Below are 23,482 nucleotides of genomic sequence, written 5' to 3'. Positions count from 1 at the left end.
GTCGACTGCAGGCAAACGACTGAGTCGACTGCAGGCAAACGACTCACTCGGCCTAAAAGGATTAGTCAATTCTATCAGGGAAATTTGGGGAACTGCTTGAAGTCGGGGTCCCGCTTTTCGAGAAAGGCTTTTCTTCCTTCCTGTGCTTCTTCCATAAGGTAGAACATCAGAGTAGCATCTCCGGCCATCTCCATAATACCGGCCTGACCGTCCAGTTCGGCATTGAGGCCACGCTTAATCATCCGTAAAGCCATAGGACTGCGTTGTAACATTATTCTGCACCATTCCATGGTTTCTTCTTCGAGCTTGTCGTGGGGAACCACCTTGTTGACAAGCCCCATTTTCTCGGCTTCTTCGGCGGAATACTGTTTGCACAGGAACCAAATTTCACGGGCTTTTTTCTGTCCCACATGTCGTGCCAGATAGGAAGAACCAAAGCCGGCATCAAAGCTGCCCACCTTAGGACCTGTTTGTCCGAAAATAGCCTTTTCACTGGCTATGGTCAGGTCACAGACCACATGCAACACATGGCCCCCGCCAATGGCATAACCGTTAACCATCGCCACAACAGGTTTTGGCAATGAACGAATCCGCTTGTGCAGATCCAGGACATTCAGACGAGGCACACCCGACTCGTCCACATACCCACCGTAACCTTTAACATTCTGATCGCCCCCCGAACAGAAGGCTTTATCCCCTTCCCCGGTCAAGACCACAACCCCAATATCCTGCCTTTCACGACAAATATCGAAAGCCTCTATCATCTCCTTGACGGTCTTGGGGCGAAAAGCATTGTATACCCGAGGCCGGTTAATGGTTACTTTGGCCACGCCTTCAAAAAACTCAAATTTGATGTCTTCAAATTCTTTTATGGTAGTCCAGGACATATTATAGATTTTTAGATTTATAGATATAAGATACTCAGATTTAAGATTTATAGCTTTAGCTTAATGGATACAAGAACTATGATGCCACGACCATTTCCACCCAAAAAAGGTTATAAACCAGACAGGTAACCTCTTAAGGCCAGGCCTATCTCATCTGCCATATGGCCATCAAAAGATCTTTCTATTTCTCTCAAGGCAAATATACCACGATCCTGCCATCAAGCACCTCGTAAACGGCTGAAATAACCTCTTAAGATTTCACCATTTTGGGGCCCCGGTGTAAATATTTCGAGCAATGCAGGCCTTTCTTTGTCGTCCCAAAAATGCTTTAAGATCTCATCCAGCTGCTCACTATCCTCAGCCTTATAATATTGTAGTCCAAACGTCTCAGCAATACCACGGCATTGATGATTTTCCCTCACTTCGAAAAAAGATTCCAGTTCATCGGTCTTCGAAGGACCGGGAATATATCTGAAAATGCCACCCCCACCGTTATTGATTACAATCACCCGGAATGTAGACGGCAAATATTTATGCCATAATCCATTGGAATCATACAAAAAGGCCAGATCCCCAATTATTAGGGTTACCGGTTGCTCACCGCCATAGGCAGCCCCGGCTGCCGTACTGACACATCCGTCGATTCCACTGGTCCCTCGATTGGCCCGGAAGGTCTGATTTTCCTTCCAGACAAAAAGTTGAGCGTAACGCACCGGGGTGCTGTTACCCAGATGAATCTCCGTCCCTGCCGGGACAGCTTTTGACAGCCGGTCAAAAACCTTAAAGTCGCACCACGGCACTTCCCTGCTAAATACATTATGCTTTTCAGAGGTTTGCCGATGAGCTTCTTCCCATATATGATAGTAGTCGAACGGAAAGGCACCAATTTTCTCAGCCACCTTCTCAAGAATTTTTTCGGCATCACCATTGATCTGACGAGTCAGACAATGATAAGTATCGATTACGATACTCTGGTTAGAAAAATGCCAGTGACTTTTTGGTTGACAGCTTCGCAAAAATTGCTTTAATCGTTTTGACAAGACGGGAACATCCAAGGTAATCAGCAAATCCGGACGAAAAGCATCCATTCTGGTGGCAAAGTATTCCAGCAACCGATCGGTATTTCCAAATGCACCTTCCAAGCCCAGGTTAGACAATGTCTCGGTCACCACCACCACCCCTTTCTTAATCAAAGAAGAAGCCACCGAAACCAGTTTTTCACCACCATCGGTCGCTCCCACCAAAAACATTATTTTACGGGAACCGGATATTTCGGCCACCAAATCATTCACCATCGTGTTATCCACCACGTCATTCTTCTTTACCGAAATAATTCGCGAAGGATAGGCTTCAACCATTTCCGACCTGCCATAAAGTGGTTCTCTGAAAGGCACATTAATATGGACTGGGCCACGCACATCTCCCAAGGCATTTTGAAAAGCTTCATTCAGCAAACGATTGGTCAGCCAAAAGTCATCCTGTGCAAGCTCTCCCAAAGGTAAATGACATTGATATCTGACAAAATTGCTAAATACATTCTGTTGCCTTATGGTTTGACCATCAGCCTGATCAATATATTCGGGCGGACGGTCGGCAGTAATGGCAATCAGCGGAATTTGACGATAGTAAGCTTCGGCAAGGGCAGGCCCGTAATTAAGAACCGCTGTTCCACTGGTACAGATCAACGCCACAGGGGTATTTGTCTTGCGGGCAAGTCCTAAGGCAAAATAGGCTGCCGAACGTTCGTCAACAATGCTAAGGCAATGAAATTTTTTGCTGGCTGGAAACGATAAGATCAGTGGTGCATTACGCGAACCGGGCGAAATGACCACATATCTTACACCATGCCCATAACATTGTTCTATAATAGACCTTACCACCGGTTTATCAGAGATGGATAGACTCATTGCAATGATTTTGTTTTACAGACTGAAGGACTGACAGAAGGGTTCTGGATTTCAGGCGGGTCTCTTCCCATTCAGACGATTCAACGGATTCTCGAGTAATACCTCCACCAAGGTATAAAACAGCCTTTTCACCTTCCAACTGCATCGATCGAATATTGACAAAAAAACGAAAGCCACCAGAGAAAACAGGTCCCAGGAAACCACTATAAAAACGACGATCAAACGGTTCGGCCCGCTGTATTACATCAAGTGCTTTGTCTTTAGGGAACCCGCCCACGGCAGGGGTCGGATGCAGTGAATTAAGGAGGCGTCCTGTCTCTGCACCTTTCAGATCTGCATTGAAACGGTATGAAGTGCGAAGATGAATCACTTGGCCGGCCCTGATTGGTTCCGGCCCGTTTTTACTGACGTCGGCCGCACCAAAATCATTCAAGATCTTATCAATAAAACGGGAAACAAAGCCTTGCTCTTCCAACTCTTTAAAATTCCAGGCTTCCGATGGTTGACCCTTTGCCCGGGTGGCAGCCAATGCTACAGTGGTATATTCATTTCCATGTTTACCGAGAAAGTTCTCGGGACTGGCCCCCATCCATCGTCCGAGAGTGGGATGATCAAAAAAATAGACAAAAGCATTTGGGCTATGATAACACAAGGTTTCAAAAACTTCCGGAAGTAATTTTGCAGAAATACCGGAGACTTCCATCCTGCGGGCTAGCACTACTTTTTCAGCAAAATTCGTTTCCAATGCCTCTTTAACAATTGAAAAAGAACGGCGATACCCGTCCCTTACACTGCCGGCTTCTGCACCCAATTCTATAATGCCGTTGCCCTCAATTTTAAAATTTTTACTCTCCAGCTCAAAAGATTTTTCTTCTTCAGGCCAAAGAAGATAAGCCCCTCCCGATAAATAAAAAGGAGCTACCAAGAAAGAACCATTAAAATGTTCGGTCGAAAAATGATTGACATCTACCCTCTCCATCTTACCGATCCGAAAGACATGCCCTTTTTTTTCACCCGGAAACCGATATACCACAAAGGGCTGATGCTCAACCAAGCACCCGGATAGCCAATCTGTTATACTGTTTATATTGTCAAAATTATCCAATTTTCACCTTTTCGAGAGAAACGCAAAGATAGCCAAAAAGGTTTATTCTTTTAACGCTTGAAAGCTCATAAAAAAAACGCAATGATGGTAGATTAGACCATTCGTTGCGCTTAAAAACTACAAGATACTATTCAATCCAAAAGACTAAAGCTGCTTTGTCTCTCAAAACCATTATTACTGTTCTCTTCCTAAAAAGTGTTCTTTTAATTTCCCAACATCTTTCTGAATAACATTAATGGAACGCACCAAATGTTCCATTTCCACTTTCCCACCGGGCAACTCTCCGCTGATATAATGAACAAAATGCCAGATCTCCCTTACGTCCTCAACAGCAAGGTCGTAGGGATCATAAACCGGATTTAGGCTGATGCACTTAAGGGTACCATTGACGGAAATATTGTTCTGTACAATCTTGAAAGAGATTCCCTCATCTCTGGTCACTATAATACATGCTTCACCCGATTTAATGGTGTGCCAGTCGAGCACAAACTCACCGGTTACCCAGGCTCCATCGGGTATGGGCAACATGGAATCGCCACTGATTTGGAAAGTTCGGTATTTCTTTTCCCGGTCCAGAAAGGGCAATCGGAAAACCGGCAGAGAACGAATGTATTCCGGATCTCCAAAACCGGTTAAATAGCCGGCCTTGGCTTTTTCCGGAACCAACTCTATATTTTCCTCATTATCGGGCCCAACGGTGGAAGTCAAAACCCTCAGTCGCGAGCCCCGCACATAAACGTCATTGCCTTCTTCCAATTCCTTTAATTGAAAGCCGGTTAGTTTCGATAAATCGACTCTCACCAGAGTATCCATGGAAAGGCCAAAAAAGTCGGACAGTTGAGTCAACACATCCAGTGGTGGTCCGGACACCTTGTTCTCGTAGTTGTTCAGGGTAGGACGTTTAATCCCCAACGCATTGGCCAGGTCCTGTTGAGTAAGGCCCTTCCTTTTGCGTAGTAATTTCAAATTGGCAGCAAAACACATAATTAAAAACTAATCTTTAATTGGATTATTTTGTAACCAAAAATAAGATAATCCTCTCAATTGAGCAAATATCCTCTTAAAACAACATCCAATACCCCCCATTTGGGTTGCTCCCTCCAATTACTAAAAAACATTCCAACCCCATAACTAACTGTTTATCATACCACCATATATGTCAAAGCCATTTTTTACAACCATCTTCTCATCCCCCGAATCATCAGAAAAATGTATCCAATTAGCCCATCTAACGGAACTCCCCAAACAAAAATTTAAAGACTCTCTTTTGAGATGATCCGACCTTATACGGCGTCATGGATTTGATTTTCTATACATATAATTGTAAATTTTGGGGCTACAAAAATACCGGCTAATTCGTGATTGTCTCTAAAAATCAGCATTAACAGTATTTTTTTAATGTAACCAATCAGGAATTATGGAAAAACCAGAACCTCAAAACTTTGAACCCATCTTCTTTACCGATGGAAACCGGTTGGGGAAAGCTCATCCCATAAAAAACGAACTTTCTAACCTTAAAGCAGGCCTCAGAGAGTTATACCATAACATTGACCTTCTGATCGATGCCTTTTCACAACGATGCGAAAGTGAAAAAAAACCGGTGCACTGCCACATGGGATGTCATTGGTGCTGCAACCAGGCCGTATTTGCTTCGACCCATGAAATGATCGTTTTAGTCGATTACCTGAAAAAGCATTACGCAAAAGACAGAATGGAAGCGGTCAAAGAAAAGGCCAAAGAAAAAGAAAAACGACTAAGCCCCCTAAAACCTTCTGAAGCATTGAAAACCAGTCATCCGTGTCCTCTTTTACACAAGGGACGCTGCATGGTATACCCGGTGCGTCCCACCGCATGTCGGATATACCTCTCCTCCAGCAAAGACAGCTGCATCGCCAAATACGAACGTCCAAAGGATCCCAAAGCCGTACCTGCGTTATTCGACTTTCCTCTGAAAGCTGGGCGACGACTCAATCAAGGATTTGCCCAGGCCTTACGTGAACAGGGACTCATAATTGAGGAAAACAGAATCGAACATATCCTGCTTAAACTTCTGGAATCACCCCAAAAGACCAATGACTGGTTAGAGGGCGCAGCTATTCATGATCGTTTTCCTTTTGATGAAATATCCACCATTTAATTGGGCAATAAATACTCCAAACCGGCACCCGGCCCCAGGGGTATATCAAACAGCAACCATAATACCAGCAGCAAGCTCCAACCAATGAAGAAAACAATGGTATAGGGGATCATGGTGGCGATAACCGTTCCCAGACCTGCCTGCTTGTCATACTTATTAAAATAGGCAATAATCAGGGCAAAGAAACTCATCATGGGCGAAATAAGATTGGTTACGGAATCGCCGATTCGATATACAGCCTGCGATAGTTCGGGGGAATAGCCCATCAACATAAACATCGGCACAAATACAGGTGCCATAATGGCCCACTTGGCCGAAGCACTCCCCATCAGCATATTGATGGAAGCCGACAACAAAACAAATAACAACATGAGAGGAATCAGCCCCAGATTGGCAGACATCAGTGCCTCGGCACCATCCACTGCGATGATAATCCCCAAATTACTCCATTTGAAATAGGCAACAAATTGGGCGGCAAAAAAGACCAGCACAAAATAGGTTGTCAGAGTTTGCATGCTTTGAGCCATGCTTTTTGCCACGTCGGAGTCGTTACGAAATTTCCCTAATACGGCCCCGTAAACGATGCCCATGGTGCCGGCCATCAAAAACAAGATGGCTATGATACCGCGAATTATAGGTGAAGTAAGAATTCCCCCATCACTTCCCCGTAGCACTCCATTTTCGGGTAGTATCCCGACCAAAATAAGAATAACCCAAAAGGCGAGCACTACCAAACTCCAGCGTAGTCCTTTCTTTTCAATGGGCGACAAATGTTCCAGTTTTTCATCCATAGCAGGGCCCGAATAATTTCCAAAGCGAGGAGCAACAATCCGCTCGGTCACCCAAGTGCCCAAGATGGCGATCAGGAACGTAGAGGCAATCATAAAATAATAGTTGGCCGTAGGATTTACTTCATAGGAGGGATCAATAATGTGGGCCGCCTCCTGCGAGAGTCCTGCCAAAAGAGGATCTACCGTTCCCAATATAAGATTGGCACTAAAACCTCCCGAAACACCCGCAAAGGCTGCTGCCATCCCCACAATGGGATGACGACCTACCGATTGAAAAATGATGCCGCCCAAGGGGATTAACAACACATAACCGATATCACTGGCAAAATTGGAGAGTATTCCTGAAAAAACCAGCACGAAAGAAAGCAGCCGCGTAGGTGAGGACAACACTAAAAGGCGAATGAATGCAGCAATCAGACCACTCGACTCGGCAATACCGATACCCAACATCGCAACCATCACAATTCCAAGCGGTGCAAAACCGGTATAATTCTCAACCATCCCATCCAATATCATCGCTAAACCTTCCTTGCTAAGAAGATTTACCACACGAACCGTTTCACCGGTCCCCGGATGTTGTACCGACCACCCAAACCAATATCCTATGGCCGAAAAAATCAATACTATCACGGCAAAGAGACCAAACAGAGTGGCGGGATGCGGCAAAGCATTACCTCCTCTTTCCAATAAATTCAAAAACCGGTCGAAAAAACTCTTTTTATTATTCTTTTCCATAAATAATGTCTTTTTATCCGGGAATCCGGTGCTTCCTTTTTTTTTACAAAAATAATGTTGCAATCCAATTATGAAAAAATGTAACCATATTTCTATTTGCATGGATAAAAAAATAATGCCCTTTTTGATCCTTTCATTCAACAAATTCAATTTATACCACAATGGGTTACATCAAATTTCTGCACCAACTCGGACAAAGCAATGCGTCATATTTTAATTTTAATAAATTGCATTTGTCGCTAAATTTAAATGAAAAAACTATATTTGATAAGCATCGGAGATTGATAAATAAGGAAAACATAACATATGAAACCACCCCTTTTATTGGATATCCTCCGACGTCAACGGTTTTACTTTTGAGGATTAATTCATAAATTACCCAAACCTGTTAAACAAATTATCTCATAAACGATGATGAAAAAATTTTTAATGCTTCTGCTGGCAGTGATGACGCTTCCCATTGTCAATGGTACGGAAGCCAACGATGAAGAAAACAATGAAACCAATCTGGTGTATCTGCTTCGCATCTTTAACAACATCAATAGTACCAGCTGGGTACACACCTATAAGGCTTTTGATGAAGCAGAAAAGATGGAAGCCGATGCCATATTGATCCATCTCAACACCTACGGGGGACAAGTAATCTTTGCCGACTCCATTCGAACCAAAATTCTCAATAGTAAAATCCCGGTCCATGTATTTATCGACAACAATGCGGCCAGTGCCGGAGCCCTTATTTCCATTGCTTGCGACAGCATATATATGCGTCCCGGAGGAAATATCGGGGCAGCAACCGTCGTCAACCAAAGCGGGGAAGAAATGCCCGACAAATATCAGTCGTATATGCGATCCACCATCCGAGCAACCGCCGAAGCGCATGGAAAAGACACCATTATTACCGCCACCGACACCATTATAAAATGGAAACGTGACCCACAAATTGCGGAAGCCATGGTCGATGAAAGAGTGTCCATACCGGGGGTAATAGATTCCGGTAAAGTTTTGACTTTCACTGCTCTTGAAGCCATAGAAAATGGTTTTTGCGAAGGCACCGCCAATTCTGTTGAAGAAGTATTAGGGCTATTAAAGCTTCGACCCTACGAACTAAAAACCTACAAACCGTCCTTTTACGACAGCATCAAAGGCATTGTCACCAGCCCGGTTCTTCAAGGCATCCTGGTACTGCTCATTATCGGAGGATTATATTTTGAGCTTCAATCCCCCGGCATAGGATTTCCGCTGGCAGTGTCAATTATTGCCGCCATTCTCTATTTTGCACCGCTCTACATTGATGGTCTGGCGGCAAATTGGGAAATACTTATTTTCATTATAGGCTTGGCACTTATTGCGGTAGAGATATTCGCCATTCCAGGATTTGGCATTACTGGAATTTCGGGAATCATCTTAGCATTTACAGGTCTTATCCTCAGCTTGCTTAACAACGTCGACTTCGACTTTTCACCCGTCGATTCCAACTCTTTTCTAACAGCTATCGCCACCGTATTTAGCGGCATTTTTGGCGGCTTCATTCTCTCCCTCTGGCTCAGTCAGAAATTGCTTACCTCAACAGGAGGCCCTTTTTCGAAGCTAGCATTGCAGACATCCCAACAAAACGATAAGGGTTATGTGAGTGTAGATACCAGAATAAAAAATCTTACCGGAAAAACGGGCCGTGCTGTAACGGTTCTTCGCCCCTCCGGTCGCGTTGAAGTGGATGGAGTCATTTATGATGCCAGATCCTCGGACGAATTTATAGACAAGGATGAGCCCGTCATCGTAACCGACTTTTCCACCGCACAACTGGTGGTCAGAAAGATTGACGATTAAAGATTGCTATTTAAAGATGTCATTTTTGTACAACTTTTGTCTTCCATAGCATAAATCTCAACCCCGACACAAACCAAAACACTATAAACCAACTTAATACAAACCATAAAAACAAATCATTTTTTTCCTATTTTTTTTGTTTCATTTATTTTGACATATCAAAAATCACTATTTTGGTTTCATGAAAGGAAACGTCCATGACCCAATAAGATTGCCTCTTCATATTCTTTCCCAATCCCGGTGATTCGGTGAACTTCAGGAATATGAACACGCATCCCAACAGCCATACAAAAATCACACTAAACCAACAACTTAAACAAATTTTATACAAACATAAAAGAATGTTCTTTTAAAATTTTTCATTAAACGTTTAGCAGAGTTTTTTTATAAATTGATTTTTTAATTATTCTAGTTAATTAACAATTGAATTAAATCATGAAATCCAAAAAGCTGCCTAAAAAGCACAAAGAAGAATTTGAGGCTCTTGAAAAACCAAAAAAATCAGGCGTCAAAGTCAAAAAGGGCAAAAGAGAAAGAAAACCATCCATCTATGATGAGTTGGAAGACATTGATGAACTTGTGCTCAACGACAGAGAATACAGTGGCTTCGATGACTTCTATGAAGATGACGATGACCTGTATTAAAAATTAGAGATGAACCATTTTCAAGGAGAGGCTGCCTGCATCGGCAGCCTCTTTTCTTTTATTTATTACTTTTGTCTTATACTTTTTTGCCGACAAAAGGATGACAAATATATTTAGTCCATTACCTTATAAACTTGGCATCTAACAATTACTATGATCCCATATTAAGTTACCAATAAAATACTGTCCTATGACAGAAAGAACATCGCCCATCACATCGGCAGTCATATTCGGAAGCGGAAATGTAGCCACTCATCTTGGCCGAGCCATGACTCAAGCCGGTATAACCATCCGGCAAATCTATTCACGTAACCAAGCCCATGCCAGAGAACTGGCCAATTTAACAGGTTCAGTTCCCATCACTGAGCTGAAGAATGCAGACTCCAATGCCGACCTGTGGATCATTTCCGTTTCAGACGATGCACTAGATAGCATCACAAAACAGTTGCCATCATATAAAGGTATTATTGTTCACACTGCGGGAAGTATTGGCATGGAATCATTATCTCAATTCCAACACTTTGGCGTTTTCTATCCTTTTCAAACGCTCAGTAAAAAAAGAGACATCGATTATAAAGAGTTGCCACTTCTGGTTGAAGGAAGCGATCCAACAACAACACAAAAGCTTCTACTCCTGGCGTCAAAGGTCTCCACCAAAGTAACCAAAGCCGACTCTGCCCTAAGGGCCACGTTGCACATCGCAGCAGTTCTGTCCTGCAATTTCGTCAACCACCTTTACACCCTATCAGCCGATTTACTGGAAAACAACAATCTCTCTTTTGACTTTCTCACTCCTCTCATCAAAGAAACCACCCAGAAAATTTTGACGATGCCTCCTGTTGAAGCGCAAACGGGACCGGCCATACGAAACGACCAATCTGTCATGAACAAACATCTTGATCGATTGTCGCATAACCCCTCACTAAAAAAAATATATGAGCTTATGAGTAAAAGCATCGTACAATACCACAATAAAAATTAGAAGTTTACAAAAAACAACGCTCGAATCCCTGGTTGAGGCAACCTTTGTCCCTCCCCTCTCATTTCTACCAATTGCCAACCGAATTGTCGGATATAAAAAACTTAAGAATCGGGTGGTGTTGTCTCTATTGTATGAAAATTGCTAAATTTATCGCCTCATAAACGGATAGTGAGAAAAAATACTTCTCAACAAAATCCAGGAATCTATATTGCTAAAAAATTCATCAACCATAACACAAAAAAAGACGATCCATGACCAATTTTAAAGAAGATCTGATGAAAGTAAAAGCCTTTGCCTTTGATGTTGACGGAGTACTTTCATCTCAGATCATCCCGATGCATCCCACCGGTGAACCCATGCGCACTGCCAACATAAAAGACGGTTTTGCAATCCAACTGGCAGTAAAGCTGGGTTACCCCGTGGCCATCATTACCGGCGGAAAAACAGAAGCAGTTCGCCAACGATATTTAGATTTAGGGGTGCAGGATGTTTTCATGGGATCGTCAGATAAGATCATTGACTTTCAGGCATGGACAGCCAAGCACAACCTTGATCCCCAAAATGTGCTCTATATGGGAGACGATTTGCCGGATTATCCGGTCATGAAAAAAGTTGGTGTTCCCGTATGTCCATCCGATGCGGTGGAAGAGATCAAGTCGCTCTGTAAATACATTAGTCATTTCAAAGGTGGGGAAGGTTGCGTGCGCGATGTCATGGAACAAGTATTAAGAGCACATGGTAAATGGGGAAAAGATTTAACTTGGTAAAATGAGAGGTTCTAATTTGACTTTCGTCAATTAGGACAGACAAGAAATTTACCGGCCCTATTATTCTATGTCGGATGGCTGGGGAAAAGATAAAAAGCCAATACCTGGGCTAAGATCTGACCAACACCTCTCACGGAAAAACGAAAATTAGTTTATTTAAGATTCTCTAAAAACGAATAATATGATGGCATATTTAAAACTCATACGCTACAAGAATCTTATCATCATAGTACTTCTCCAGTGCCTTTTACGTTACGGTCTGTTGCTTCCGGTGCTTTCTCACTTTGATGTTTCACCGGCACTCAGTCATCTTCGCTTTGGATTATTGGTTTTAGCCACGGTTTTGTTGGCCGCTTCGGGATATGTTATCAACAACTACTTTGATGTTCGCATCGACCGCATCAATCGTCCCGACCATGTGGTAGTAGGTCGGGAAATACCGCGCCGGGTTGTACTACTATTGCATGTCATCCTTACCATTGCAGGGGTTATTACCGGTCTTTTTGTGGCCTACATCACCCGCAAAGAGACTTACGCACTAATGTTCATTCTTATTCCGGGTTTATTGTGGTATTATTCCACCACACTGAAAAAGCAGATGCTGGTTGGCAATCTCACCATTGCCTTGCTGACGGCTTTGGTGCCCTTCATCGTTGTTTCATTGGAATTTGCCACACTGGCGCGGGTCCATGGCGACACAATCCTTCAAACAGAGGCCTGTTCAACAGCCTGGTTTTGGACGGCAGGTTTTGCTTTTTTCGCCTTTATCAGTACGCTCATGAGAGAACTGATCAAAGACATTGAAGATCTGGAAGGTGACAAAGAAGCAGGTTGCCGCACTCTTCCTGTGGAGATGGGCATCAATTACTCCCGAACCATTGTTATAATGCTTGACTTAGCCACCGTCATTGCTCTCTGGATCATATTGGCACTGGTTCCTCAACTCCGAAACAGTCATATCAGCCAGGCCTATTTCTTCCTATTTCTGACAGTCCCTTATCTTTGGCTGGCAAATAAAATATATAAAGCAAAAACAAAAAAAGATTTTGGAACAGCCAGCTCGCTCAGCAAATTTATTATGTTGATGGGTATTTTATTTATCCTGGTGGCCAGAACCTTCTTTGTTTAGAGTCTTTTCTTCCGCCCCTTTTTAAGAAAACTTGTATTTTTGTGCCCACCCAAAAATGTAATAACGATTAATGCCCGGGCCTGACAGTAAAATATTTTATCATCTAGCCAACAACACTATTTTTATGATATTCAACAACCTTAAACCATTTACCATTACACTGGCATCAGGCTCCCCTCGCCGACAGGATCTTTTAAAAAAAACCGGCATTCCTTTTAGCATTGGAAAGGGAAGGGATGTTGATGAGTCTTATCCCGAAGATCTGCCGATCAATGAAGTCGCACTTCATTTAGCCCGCCTCAAGTCGGATGCTTGGAAGGATATTTGGATGCAACCCGATCAAATGGTTATTACCGCCGATACTATTGTGGCCCTTGACAACGAAGTCATTGGAAAGCCCGAGAACAGAGATCATGCCATTCAAATGCTGAAACGCCTTTCAGGACGCTCTCATCAGGTCATGACTGGCGTAGTCATTCGAACAGTTAAGAAAGAAAAGGCTTTTTCAGACATCACAACAGTACACTTTAAACCTCTCACATCTGAACAAATCAATTATTACATCGATCACTATAAACCCTATGATAAAGCAGGCGCCTATGGTATCCAGGAATGGATCGGCCTTATCGGGATTGAAAGCATCGAAGGCAGCTATTTCAATGTTATGGGATTGCCGGTGTCCAGGCTGATGGAAGAATTGAAATACTTTGGTTAAAGCACCCAATAATAGATGGGTAAGCCGATCGGCCATTAGGTCGGCAGGAGGATAGAAATAAGTAGCTATAAATGGAAATAAGTTGTTTGTGTGAATGGTAATCCGGTGTCTGGGCTCTTGCTTCCGGAACAAAGGTAGCAGCCCAAATGACTTATTTCAATTTGTATCTATATAGCCAATCATATATTAACCCAAAAACCCGGAACATCAACAATGACTTAACTTAAATTTATACGAATGAAACGAGCATGACAACGGAGAGTTGTCACAACAGGAACATGTACAAACTAATGATCATGCGAATTCCATCAGAGCAATAACTTATATTAATTTTATACGGATGAAAAAACTACTATTATTTCTAATTACCATCCACTTGTCTTTATTCTCTTTTGCAGGGGAAGGGATGTGGATCCCAATGTTGCTTCAGAAGTACAACATTGAAGAGATGCAGTCGATGGGGTTTAAATTAACCGCCGAAGACATATACAGTATTAACAAGGCCAGCATGAAAGATGCCGTCATGATTTTTGGCGGTGGCTGCACGGGTGAACTAATTTCTGATCAGGGATTGATTATTACCAACCATCACTGTGGCTTCTCATCCATACAATCACACAGCAGCGTAGAACACGATTACCTGACCGACGGTTTCTGGGCAATGTCAAAAGAAGATGAATTGCCCAATCCGGGACTCACCGTTACATTCCTGAAATACATGAAAGATGTGACCGACAGCGTCCTTAACGGTGTAGACGAGTCTATGACCATGAACGAACGGGGAAAACTCATCAAACAAAACATTAAGAAGATAGAAGAAGAGGCCATCAAAAACACCCATTATACCGCTGTTGTTAAGCCTTTCTTTCATGGCAACCAGTACCTGTTGTTTGTCAATGAAGTTTATAAAGACGTTCGCCTGGTAGGTGCGCCCCCCTCTGCCATTGGCGACTTCGGGGGTGACACCGACAACTGGATGTGGCCTCGTCATACCGGCGACTTCTCTCTGTTCAGAATCTATGCCGACAAAGACAACAAGCCCGCTGAATACAGTCCGGACAACCAACCTTTTAAGCCCAAGAAACACTTTCCCGTCTCTCTGAAGGGCATACAGGAAGGAGACTTCACCATGGTGTTTGGCTATCCCGGAAGCACCGACCAATACGTTCCCTCCTTCCATCTGAAGATGCTTACCGAAACCGTTTATCCCCCGCTGATAGAAATGCGCACAAAAAAACTGGAAATCATGAACCGGTATATGAATCAGGATCCTGCCGTGCGCATTCAATACGCCGCAAAAAATGCCAGAGTCGCCAACTCATGGAAACGGTGGCGGGGTGAAATTCGCGGTCTGAAAAAACTTAACGCCATAGAAAAGAAGGAAAATTACCAGGCACAGTTTCAGAAGTGGGCACAACAAGACAAGGAGCGAGACAAAAAGTACGGGAACCTGCTCGACCATTTCCAAACGCTTTACCAAAAAATGGGAGATGTCAAACTGGCACGCGACCTGTTGCTGGAAGTAAACTTCCGAAACGGGGTGGAAATAGCTCAATTGGCATCAATGTTTTCTCCTTTGGCCGATGCATTCGAAAAGGAAGAGGTAGATCCTGAAGAAATCACAGAACTCAAAGAAACAGTAAAAACAAACGTTCAGGACTTCTTCAAAGATTATCATCAACCTCTTGACCAAGAATTAACTTCCCAAATACTTAAAATTTACCGTGAAAAGGTGAAACCTGAGTTTTTACCGCCCATATATACTTTAATCGACAAAAAATACAAGGGCAACTATAATAAGTACACGGAAAATCTCTTTCAAAAAACGCATTTCATCAACGAGCAAGTCACCATCGATTGGATTGACGCATTTACCGCCAAAAGTATCAAAAAGCTAAAAAAAGACCCTGCATGGGAACTTTATGACAGCTTTATAAGAACCTATCGTAAAATATATTCGCAATACCAGTCGCTCAGCCTCACCAACGACAGTCTCGACCGAATCTATATGCAAGGCCAGATGGCTTTCGGGGCGGACAGAGTTTTTTATCCCGATGCCAACTTCACCTTGCGGGTCACCTACGGACAGGTAAAAGGTTATGAACCGCGTGATGCAGTGCAATACCATTACCTAACGACCATTGAAGGCATTATGGAAAAAGATAACCCCGACATTTATGATTATAAAGTTCCGGAAAAGCTGAAAGAGCTTTATCGCAACAAAGACTTTGGACGATACGGTCAAAACGGGTCGCTTCCGGTTTGCTTCATCGCCACCAACCATACCACCGGCGGAAATTCCGGAAGTCCGGTGATCAATGCCGAAGGACATCTCATTGGGGTAAACTTCGACCGCGCCTGGGAAGGGGTCATGAGTGACCTGATGTTTAACCCCGAGCAAAGTCGTAACATCTCTCTGGATATCAGGTATGCTTTGTTTGTCATCGACAAATTTGCCGGTGCCGGCTATCTTTTGGATGAAATGACTCTGGTAGAATAAAACAATCGGACAGGTTTCTCTCAAACCTGTCCCAGTTCATGACGCATCAGGCCTACAACCAACAAGCTCAGCTTCTTCCAGTTGTTGACTCTGATGCGTTTTTTCATGATCGCCCCCGGATGCGCTTTCTTTATTTTTCGAAACAAGTGCATATAATACAGATAAGCAATATATACACCCAGCCTGGCTTCTTTTTTCAACCTGACAATACCTTTATATGCTTCTTTAAAATCCTCTTCAATTTCCTTTTCTATCTTCTTTTTGTCGGAATACGAAAAATTCATCAAATCCACACCGGGGAAATAGTTTCGGCCCCTTTCCTGAAGATCCGACTGCATATCGCGCAAAAAGTTAACCTTCTGAAAGGCCTCGCCCAATTTCCGGGCAGGGTGTTTTAGCGATTCAAAACCATCAGGATCATCCCGATAAAACACTTTTAAACACATCAGTCCAACCACCTCCGCCGAACCATAAATATAGGTTTTAAAATTACTGCAATCATAAACTTTATGATCCAGATCCATGGCCATACTGTCAAAAAATGCCTCGATAAGCTCTGGATCAATTTGATATTTATTAACGACCATTTGGAAGCTATGTAAAATAGGATTGAGAGAAATCCCCTCTCTGATGGCCAACCAGGTGTCTTGACGAAATCGGGTCAGCAGAACCCGTTTATCATGACCATGAAACGTATCGACTATTTCATCGGCCAAACGGACAAAGCCGTATAAGGAATAAACGGCCTTGCGTATTTCAGGTGACAAAAGTCTGATGCCAACAGAAAAACTGGTACTGTAATGTCTTGTTGTTTGGCGACTGCAAGCGATCGCGTTTATATGGTATAAGTTATAACTATTCATACTTCATCTGTTCAACGGTTAATTTTGAGCTTATCACAACCATGGGCAATCCTGTACCGGGCGTGGTCGAAGCGCCCGTATAAAAAAGGTTTCTAAACTGCTCATCACGATTGGAAGGGCGTAGATAGCCCATCTGCCCGAGATTATGTCCCAACCCCAACCCGCTGCCACGATGAAGATCAAACATTTTTTCCCATTCAACCGGTGTAAAAACAGTTTGTGAAAGACGATTTTCAAGTAAATCAATCCCTATGCGTTCCGATAAATCCTGCAAAACACTATTAACGATCTTCTCACGATCACTCCAGTCGCTCCGGAACCGTAAATCCGGAACCGGCACCAAAATGAATAGTGCTTCGCATCCTTCCGGAGCACAATCCGGATTATGCTTTGACAGAACATTCACATAATAATAGGGCTTATCAAGCGACACTTCATTTTTGAATAGTTTCCCCGCATAATCCTTAAAATTACCCCCCAAAAAATAATTATGCTGAAAGATATTATCGATCTTCCCTTTGACTCCCAGGTAAATGGTTAAGGGCGCCATAGTCCAGCGCATCTTATCCAGTTTATCAACCCTGAACTTACGACGTCTCATTACTTTTCCCCGGAATAAGGCGGCATCCGCATTCACCACAAACTGTGATGCCTCCCATCGTGTCCCCTTACTGTCATAAAAAGCAATAAGACGATCATCACTTTTTTCAAAATCAACAATCTCAGTATCAAAATAAAACTTCACACCCCTTGCTTTCAGTTCATCTACCAATCCTTCAACGATCTTGTACATTCCCCCTTTTACATTAAAATACCCGTCATGCTCCAATTCGGTATAAGACAGCAAGGTATATATGGCTGAAGTATCAAATGGGGTGCCCCCAAGAAAAAAGGCTACCAGTGACAAGATCTGTCTAACCTCTTCTGAGTCGAAGTGGCGTTCCACCTCCTGCCTGAAGGTCCGAAACAATTTGGGAAAATGACGAGGAGGAACCTGCAGCAATGATTGTAAATATTCCCACCAATGGTTAAAGTTACGGTGTATGATCAGCGGTGCCGTATCATGGTACAAGGTTCCCGTAGCTTTTAGATACGCCTTTAACTTTTCCTTCATACCCGGTTCAACACCGGAAAACTCTTCCGACAATCGTTCAAGGTCTTTAAATATCCTGTAAGTGTGTCCCGTCTCCGAAAAATTAACCGAATAAAGCGGATCCAACTCATGAAATTCAAAGGGCATCTTCCAGTTACACGTGGTTGCCAACTCATGAAACTCATAACTCATACTGAAAAATGAAGGCCCCATATCAAAGGTAAACCCATCCTTTGTCAAACGATTTAATCGTCCACCCGCCTGATGGAACCGCTCGACCATGACAACCTCATATCCCAGTGACGTTAGTCTGAGAGCGGTGGCTAACCCTCCTAACCCGGTTCCAATAATCAAAATTTTACGCATACTTCATCAAAGTATTGATTTTGCTCTTTAAGTTCTTTCATTTTTCCCGTAAATTCAATACGATTTTTACCAATGGAACTAACTAAAAGAGATTGAAATGAGAAACAACAGAATATAATTTTTGAAAAAAGGAATTAATATCAGAATAACGACAATTACAGCTACACCTGAATACCTGACGGATTGCTAAGTATAAAACAGAAATAACAAATCAACCTAATCGTATCAAAATGAAATCCCAAAAGATCCTGATTATCGGAAGCGGAATCGGCGGAATAGCATCAGCTATAAGACTGGCGGCAAGAGGTTACCAAGTAACCGTTTTGGAAAAGATGGAAAGACCCGGTGGAAAAATGGGTCAAATCAAAGAATCGGGTTTTCGCTTCGACACCGGTCCTTCCTTGTTTACACTTCCCCATTTGATGAATGAACTTTTACACCTTAACTCCCCCATCGAAAGTCACGACTTTAAATACAAAAAACTTGAAAATATCTGTCGTTACTTTTTTGAAGATGGCACTGAGATCAATGCATTAGCCAATCCCCTTGATTTTGCAGGCGAACTTCATGCTAAAACCGGAGAAAAGGAAGACCACTTATTAAACTATCTGAATCGTGCAAAAACAATTTTTAACTCCACCGCAGACCTGTTCATCTTCAACCCGCTGCATCGTTTCCTGAGGCTAGCCATGAAGACAAAACCATCACACCTGAAAAATATTTTTACCATCAATCCCCTAAGAACCATGCACCGGGAAAACAAAAAATGGTTCAGGAGCAAACACGTCATACAGATTTTTGACCGGTTTGCCACCTATCATGGCTCTTCACCTTATTTGACATCATCCATATACAATATGATTCCGCATCTGGAGCATAATATTGGGGCCTTCTTCCCCGAAAAAGGGATGTACAACATCGTTGAAGTTCTTTACCGTAAAGCGATAAAACTGGGTGTGGAATTCCGCTTCAACACTGAGGTGACAGATCTGCTAACACAAGGCACAAAGGTTACCGGGGTCAAAGCAGAAAACGAAATCCTGAAGGCGGATATTGTTATCTCAGATATGGATATTCACATGTTTTACAGTTCCCCGGGCAAGAGGCTAAAAAAACCACAGGCAATAAAAAAGAGGTCTCTCTCCTCCTCGGCTGTAATATTCTATTGGGGTATGAAAAAACAATTCCCGCAATTAGACCTTCACAATATATTGTTTTCAAAAAACTACCAGGATGAATTCGACGCTCTGTTCAACCGACAGGAACTTTGGCCCGACCCCACGGTATATATTTTTATCAGCTCCAAAATAGTTCCTGCTGATGCCCCCGAAGGATGTGAAAACTGGTTTGTCATGATCAATGTTCCCCCCTTTGGTGCTGAGTTTAACCGGGAATACCTCCTAAAAGCAAAACACAATATCATAAACAAAATAAAGAGGCTGCTCAACATCGATCCTTCCCCACACATTGTTTTTGAGAAGGTTGCGACACCCGCAACCCTTGAAGCCAATTCCGGAGCCTTTAGAGGTGCTCTGTACGGCAACAACGCCAACAACATACAATCGGCCTTTCTGAAACATCAAAACCGGTCATCCCAATATAAGAACCTTTTTTTCACAGGCGGAACCGTTCATCCCGGGGGAGGAATACCTCTTTGTCTGGCTTCTGCCCAAATAGTGGAAAAAGAAATAGAAAGAATGTAAAACAACGATGATTTCAGGAGAATGTCGTTTCCATGCCCGACACCTGTTTTAGCCTGCGCACAAAAGCTGAAAAATGATTGGCAAAAACTAAAATAATTTTTTCACATGAGACTTTTAAAAAAATTGGATTCAAACAAAATAAACCGATTCTGGTATTCCTACTTTTTGGTTGGATTCATCGGGTTTTCAATCCCTGCTACCCGCCAAGTATTTATGCACCTCACAGGCTTTACCATCTTCTTATCAACCGCTTTGATGCTTTGGTTTCATAAGCCCTGGGAGTCTCGCTTTATTCTTTCCTCGCTGTTCATATTTCTGTTGGGCTTCATTGTAGAAGCGCTGGGCGTACACACCCAAACCCTGTTTGGACCATATTCCTACGGGAAAGTATTGGGTCCTAAACTGTTTAACACTCCCATCCTGATCGGATTAAACTGGTGGATGCTTATTTACATGGTGTGGCATCTGGTGCAACAGCTGTCCGGTAATTTGCTCCTCAAACTGATTGTTGGAAGCTGTATAATGGTTGGCTACGATTTATTTCTTGAACCCATAGCCATTGCTTCGGGTATGTGGCACTGGAACACGGTCATTGTCCCGCTGCAAAACTATTTGGTTTGGTTCATCCTTTCCTTTCTCTTTCTGGGAATATTGGGGACTTCGAAAACCGAATATAAAAACCCGGTAGCGTCTGAACTGCTTTTGGCACAAATAGTCTTTTTTGTATTGCTAAATATCGTTAACCTCAACTTTGGATTATGATCAAAGCCAGACATCATCCCTTTTTTGTTTATTTTTTCCAACTGTATGTCCGAGTATTGATGCGTCTTCATTTCCGGAGGGTAGAGATGGAGGGCGACCTGACTCTTCACTCAAAATCGCCCCTACTCATTGTCAGCAACCATTTTTCCTGGTGGGATGGTTTCATCATACTGTATTTGAATCAAAAATGGTGGAATAAAAAGTTCCATGTCATGATGCTTGAAGAGCAACTCATAAACCGTAAATTTCTTTCCCGCATTGGTGCTTTTTCCATCAAACGGCATCATCCCTCCTCAATAAGGTCAGTAAGATATGCCCTGGATATTCTTAGGGATCCGAACAACCTTTTGCTCATCTACCCGCAGGGGGATATTCACTCTCTTCACCAGCGACCACTGAAGTTCCAAGCCGGCGCAGAGTTTTTTCTTTCAGCATCAGAGGCTTCTCTTAAAATGGTGGTGGTATTGGTTGATTACTTTTCGTCGCCAAGGCCTTCTCTTTATATTTATGTCAAGGATTTGACCAATGAATCATCACAACAAAATCTGGAACAAGCGTTCAACAATTTCATGAATGAATGTATCCAAAAACAAAGCAAACATGAAAAGGCCGGACATTAAGGTCTCAAACCGGTCCAAATCGTATCATATGTACTTCATATCAGCCAAAATCTATGGAAACAACCTTTATTTTAGGTCTTTTATCCCTTATCATTCTTTCAATTCGGTGGAGCGTGGCACTCATTAATCTGATATCCGGCTCTCCTTCACCTGTCAAAACGGACAGCCCCCAAAAGGATGTATCGGTATTAATTCCTGCCCGAAACGAAGCCGCCAATCTTCCCCGTCTTCTCCGGAGCCTGTCGGGTTGTACATCCTCTATTCACGAAATATTGGTATACAACGACCAATCAGAAGATGAAACGGCAAACGTGGTGCAGCAATGGGCCAGATACGACCGTCGAATCCGGCTGGTGGATGGAATAGAACTGCCGGCCGGATGGACCGGCAAGAACCATGCGTGTCATCAACTGGCATGCATGGCAACGGGGAGATTTTTTCTTTTCCTGGACGCCGATGTTACAGTAGATCAGAATGCCATTGACCTGGCCCGGTCTCAAATTATCAAAAACCAACTTGCTCTGTTTTCCTTCTTCCCGCAACAAGAGATGAAAACACCCGGAGAATGGATGTTGGTGACACAGGTTAACGTCATACTTGTCTCTCTCTTGCCACTGGCTCTGATACGTTATTTGCCCTTTAAATCAATGGCGGCAGCCAACGGCCAGTTCATGATGTTCGATGGTAACATTTACCGCCATCACTTATTCCACCAAAAAGTTTATAATATTGCTGTGGAAGATGTGGCAATTTCGCGGCTGCAGAAAGAAAAAGGACTAAAACAGCGGGCAGCATTGGCCCCCAAAGGTTTATCATGTAGAATGTACCAAACATACCACGAAGCCGTAATGGGATTGGCCCGTAGTGCACGCTTTTTCTTTGGTGGCAGTATCCTCGGCGGTTGGGTATTTTTTCTCTTCGCAGCTCTGGGATGGCTGCCGGTATTGCTATCCATGTCGGGGATATGGGTTATCTTTTACTTTTCTCTTTTGATAACAATGCGTATTTTCATCGCACACATCAGTGGTCATCCAATACTAAAAAGCCTTGCATGGATGCCCCTGCAACTGGCCGGACTGTTTCATCTATTATTGGTAACCACAAAACAACTATTTATAAAGAAAACTCAATGGAAAGGAAGAGCTATCTAACCCTCATATTACTGTTGTTTCTATTTGTGATACAGAGAAACAGTGCCGCACAGAATCAAAACAAGATTTTTTACGATTGCTATACCACCTCCAACATGGCACCGTGGAAAGAAACTATGGAACAAATGGCTCGTGATCTGGACCCCGACAACTATGACCAGCTTTTTGAGGTTACCCTGGCCTGGTATGGCTATATAGGCTATTGCCTGGGGAATAACAAAAAAAGTGAGGCCCGAGACTACCTGAAAAGCGGATGGAAATTCCTCGAAAAATTATCACAACACCCACAGGCAGGAGCCGCCCCCCGGGCCCTTAAAAGCGGATTCTATGGCTTTGAAATGGCTTTGTCTAAATACAAAGCAATCTATTTAGGTCCCAAAAGTATGTCGGCACTTCAAGAGGCCGCGGCAATTGATTCAACAGATATCCACTATCACATCGAAAAAGGAAACCAAATGTACTATCTCCCAACCCTATTGGGAGGTGACAAAGAAGTGGCCATCTACCATTACAAAAAAGCCATTGAATTAATGGAAGCCGGCAATCGCTATCACCAACAACACTGGTTTTATCTCAACTCATTGATCACTCTGGGCTACTCATGTGAAGTAACAGGCCATATCGACGAAGCACGAGCCATCTACCAAAAGATTCATTTTCTTGAAGCCCATTTCAAATGGTTTAACGAAGAAGTGTGGCCCGACTTTGTGAAAAAATATGGCGCCAATTAATCATTCAGACAATGCTATTTCCCAATGGATTCGCATGGGAAGAATGATGAATGGTCGGAAAAAAAT

Annotated in this window: 20 protein-coding genes; 13 read left to right on the top strand and 7 right to left on the bottom strand. The window is 43.0% G+C overall.

Going from position 1 to position 23,482, the window contains the following annotated elements:
• Window positions 1–74: 74 nt before the first annotated feature.
• From menB to ACT29H_RS13445, 4 genes are all read right to left on the bottom strand, one after another.
• Window positions 75–887, bottom strand: coding sequence for a 1,4-dihydroxy-2-naphthoyl-CoA synthase (menB, locus tag ACT29H_RS13460; RefSeq protein WP_444822161.1), 813 nt, complete (start codon window positions 885–887; stop codon window positions 75–77).
• A 218-nt stretch (window positions 888–1,105) separates the two neighbouring features.
• Window positions 1,106–2,794, bottom strand: coding sequence for a 2-succinyl-5-enolpyruvyl-6-hydroxy-3-cyclohexene-1-carboxylic-acid synthase (menD, locus tag ACT29H_RS13455; protein WP_444822160.1), 1,689 nt, complete (start codon window positions 2,792–2,794; stop codon window positions 1,106–1,108).
• Window positions 2,775–3,899 carry a chorismate-binding protein gene (locus ACT29H_RS13450; RefSeq protein ID WP_444822159.1) on the bottom strand — a complete coding sequence of 375 codons (1,125 nt, stop codon included), beginning with the start codon at window positions 3,897–3,899 and terminating at the stop codon, window positions 2,775–2,777. Before ACT29H_RS13450 ends, menD begins: the two co-directional genes overlap by 20 nt.
• Window positions 3,900–4,073: 174 nt before the next feature.
• Complete coding sequence (locus ACT29H_RS13445; protein WP_444822158.1) at window positions 4,074–4,883, bottom strand: XRE family transcriptional regulator; 810 nt, start codon at window positions 4,881–4,883, stop codon at window positions 4,074–4,076.
• Between the two features lie 433 nt (window positions 4,884–5,316).
• Here ACT29H_RS13445 and ACT29H_RS13440 point away from each other — a divergent pair, with 433 nt between their 5' ends.
• On the top strand, window positions 5,317–6,036 hold the full coding sequence (locus ACT29H_RS13440) for a YkgJ family cysteine cluster protein (protein ID WP_444822157.1): 720 nt from the start codon (window positions 5,317–5,319) through the stop codon (window positions 6,034–6,036).
• Here ACT29H_RS13440 and ACT29H_RS13435 read toward each other — a convergent pair.
• The gene (locus ACT29H_RS13435) at window positions 6,033–7,562 is read right to left on the bottom strand and encodes an AbgT family transporter (protein WP_444822156.1); all 1,530 of its coding nucleotides are present in this window, start codon (window positions 7,560–7,562) and stop codon (window positions 6,033–6,035) included. The two genes, ACT29H_RS13440 and ACT29H_RS13435, sit on opposite strands and share 4 nt — an antisense overlap.
• Before the next feature lie 411 nt (window positions 7,563–7,973).
• Between ACT29H_RS13435 and ACT29H_RS13430 the strand changes: the two genes are divergently transcribed.
• From ACT29H_RS13430 to ACT29H_RS13400, 7 genes are all read left to right on the top strand, one after another.
• Window positions 7,974–9,389 carry an NfeD family protein gene (locus tag ACT29H_RS13430; protein WP_444822155.1) on the top strand — a complete coding sequence of 472 codons (1,416 nt, stop codon included), beginning with the start codon at window positions 7,974–7,976 and terminating at the stop codon, window positions 9,387–9,389.
• Window positions 9,390–9,824: 435 nt separating this feature from the next.
• A complete protein-coding gene (locus ACT29H_RS13425; RefSeq protein ID WP_444822154.1) occupies window positions 9,825–10,034 on the top strand; it encodes a hypothetical protein in 210 nt (69 codons plus the stop codon).
• Window positions 10,035–10,224: 190 nt separating this feature from the next.
• The gene (locus ACT29H_RS13420; RefSeq protein WP_444822153.1) at window positions 10,225–11,016 is read left to right on the top strand and encodes a Rossmann-like and DUF2520 domain-containing protein; all 792 of its coding nucleotides are present in this window, start codon (window positions 10,225–10,227) and stop codon (window positions 11,014–11,016) included.
• Window positions 11,017–11,267: 251 nt separating this feature from the next.
• Window positions 11,268–11,783 carry a KdsC family phosphatase gene (locus ACT29H_RS13415; RefSeq protein ID WP_444822152.1) on the top strand — a complete coding sequence of 172 codons (516 nt, stop codon included), beginning with the start codon at window positions 11,268–11,270 and terminating at the stop codon, window positions 11,781–11,783.
• A 181-nt stretch (window positions 11,784–11,964) separates the two neighbouring features.
• Window positions 11,965–12,912, top strand: coding sequence for a geranylgeranylglycerol-phosphate geranylgeranyltransferase (locus ACT29H_RS13410; protein WP_444822151.1), 948 nt, complete (start codon window positions 11,965–11,967; stop codon window positions 12,910–12,912).
• Between the two features lie 124 nt (window positions 12,913–13,036).
• On the top strand, window positions 13,037–13,627 hold the full coding sequence (locus tag ACT29H_RS13405; RefSeq protein ID WP_444822150.1) for a Maf family nucleotide pyrophosphatase: 591 nt from the start codon (window positions 13,037–13,039) through the stop codon (window positions 13,625–13,627).
• Between the two features lie 340 nt (window positions 13,628–13,967).
• Window positions 13,968–16,127 carry a S46 family peptidase gene (locus tag ACT29H_RS13400; protein ID WP_444822149.1) on the top strand — a complete coding sequence of 720 codons (2,160 nt, stop codon included), beginning with the start codon at window positions 13,968–13,970 and terminating at the stop codon, window positions 16,125–16,127.
• 20 nt (window positions 16,128–16,147) lie between these two features.
• On the opposite strand, the gene ACT29H_RS13395 is transcribed toward ACT29H_RS13400, so the two are convergent.
• Both ACT29H_RS13395 and ACT29H_RS13390 read right to left on the bottom strand, forming a co-directional pair.
• Entirely contained in the window at window positions 16,148–16,990 is an 843-nt protein-coding gene (locus tag ACT29H_RS13395; RefSeq protein WP_444822148.1) for a phytoene/squalene synthase family protein, read from the bottom strand.
• Window positions 16,983–18,449, bottom strand: coding sequence for a phytoene desaturase family protein (locus tag ACT29H_RS13390; protein ID WP_444822147.1), 1,467 nt, complete (start codon window positions 18,447–18,449; stop codon window positions 16,983–16,985). Before ACT29H_RS13390 ends, ACT29H_RS13395 begins: the two co-directional genes overlap by 8 nt.
• 230 nt (window positions 18,450–18,679) lie before the next feature.
• Between ACT29H_RS13390 and crtD the strand changes: the two genes are divergently transcribed.
• The 5 genes from crtD to ACT29H_RS13365 all read left to right on the top strand — a co-directional run bounded on the left by crtD (window position 18,680) and on the right by ACT29H_RS13365 (window position 23,416).
• The gene (crtD, locus tag ACT29H_RS13385) at window positions 18,680–20,152 is read left to right on the top strand and encodes a 1-hydroxycarotenoid 3,4-desaturase CrtD (RefSeq protein WP_444822146.1); all 1,473 of its coding nucleotides are present in this window, start codon (window positions 18,680–18,682) and stop codon (window positions 20,150–20,152) included.
• Between the two features lie 105 nt (window positions 20,153–20,257).
• Window positions 20,258–20,914, top strand: coding sequence for a carotenoid biosynthesis protein (locus ACT29H_RS13380; RefSeq protein WP_444822145.1), 657 nt, complete (start codon window positions 20,258–20,260; stop codon window positions 20,912–20,914).
• Window positions 20,911–21,534 (top strand): lysophospholipid acyltransferase family protein, encoded by a 624-nt coding sequence (locus ACT29H_RS13375; protein ID WP_444822144.1) that lies wholly within the window; start codon window positions 20,911–20,913, stop codon window positions 21,532–21,534. The genes ACT29H_RS13380 and ACT29H_RS13375 overlap by 4 nt, the downstream gene beginning before the upstream one ends.
• Before the next feature lie 53 nt (window positions 21,535–21,587).
• Window positions 21,588–22,685 carry a glycosyltransferase gene (locus ACT29H_RS13370; protein ID WP_444822143.1) on the top strand — a complete coding sequence of 366 codons (1,098 nt, stop codon included), beginning with the start codon at window positions 21,588–21,590 and terminating at the stop codon, window positions 22,683–22,685.
• On the top strand, window positions 22,664–23,416 hold the full coding sequence (locus ACT29H_RS13365) for a hypothetical protein (protein WP_444822142.1): 753 nt from the start codon (window positions 22,664–22,666) through the stop codon (window positions 23,414–23,416). Before ACT29H_RS13370 ends, ACT29H_RS13365 begins: the two co-directional genes overlap by 22 nt.
• Window positions 23,417–23,482 lie beyond the last annotated feature (66 nt).

Origin of the sequence: Thermophagus sp. OGC60D27, from assembly GCF_052400625.1 — a bacterium.
Classification (GTDB): Bacteria; Bacteroidota; Bacteroidia; order Bacteroidales; family Marinilabiliaceae; genus Thermophagus.
Note: the sequence above shows the minus strand (reverse complement) of the source record. Positions and strands in the feature narration are given on the sequence as shown.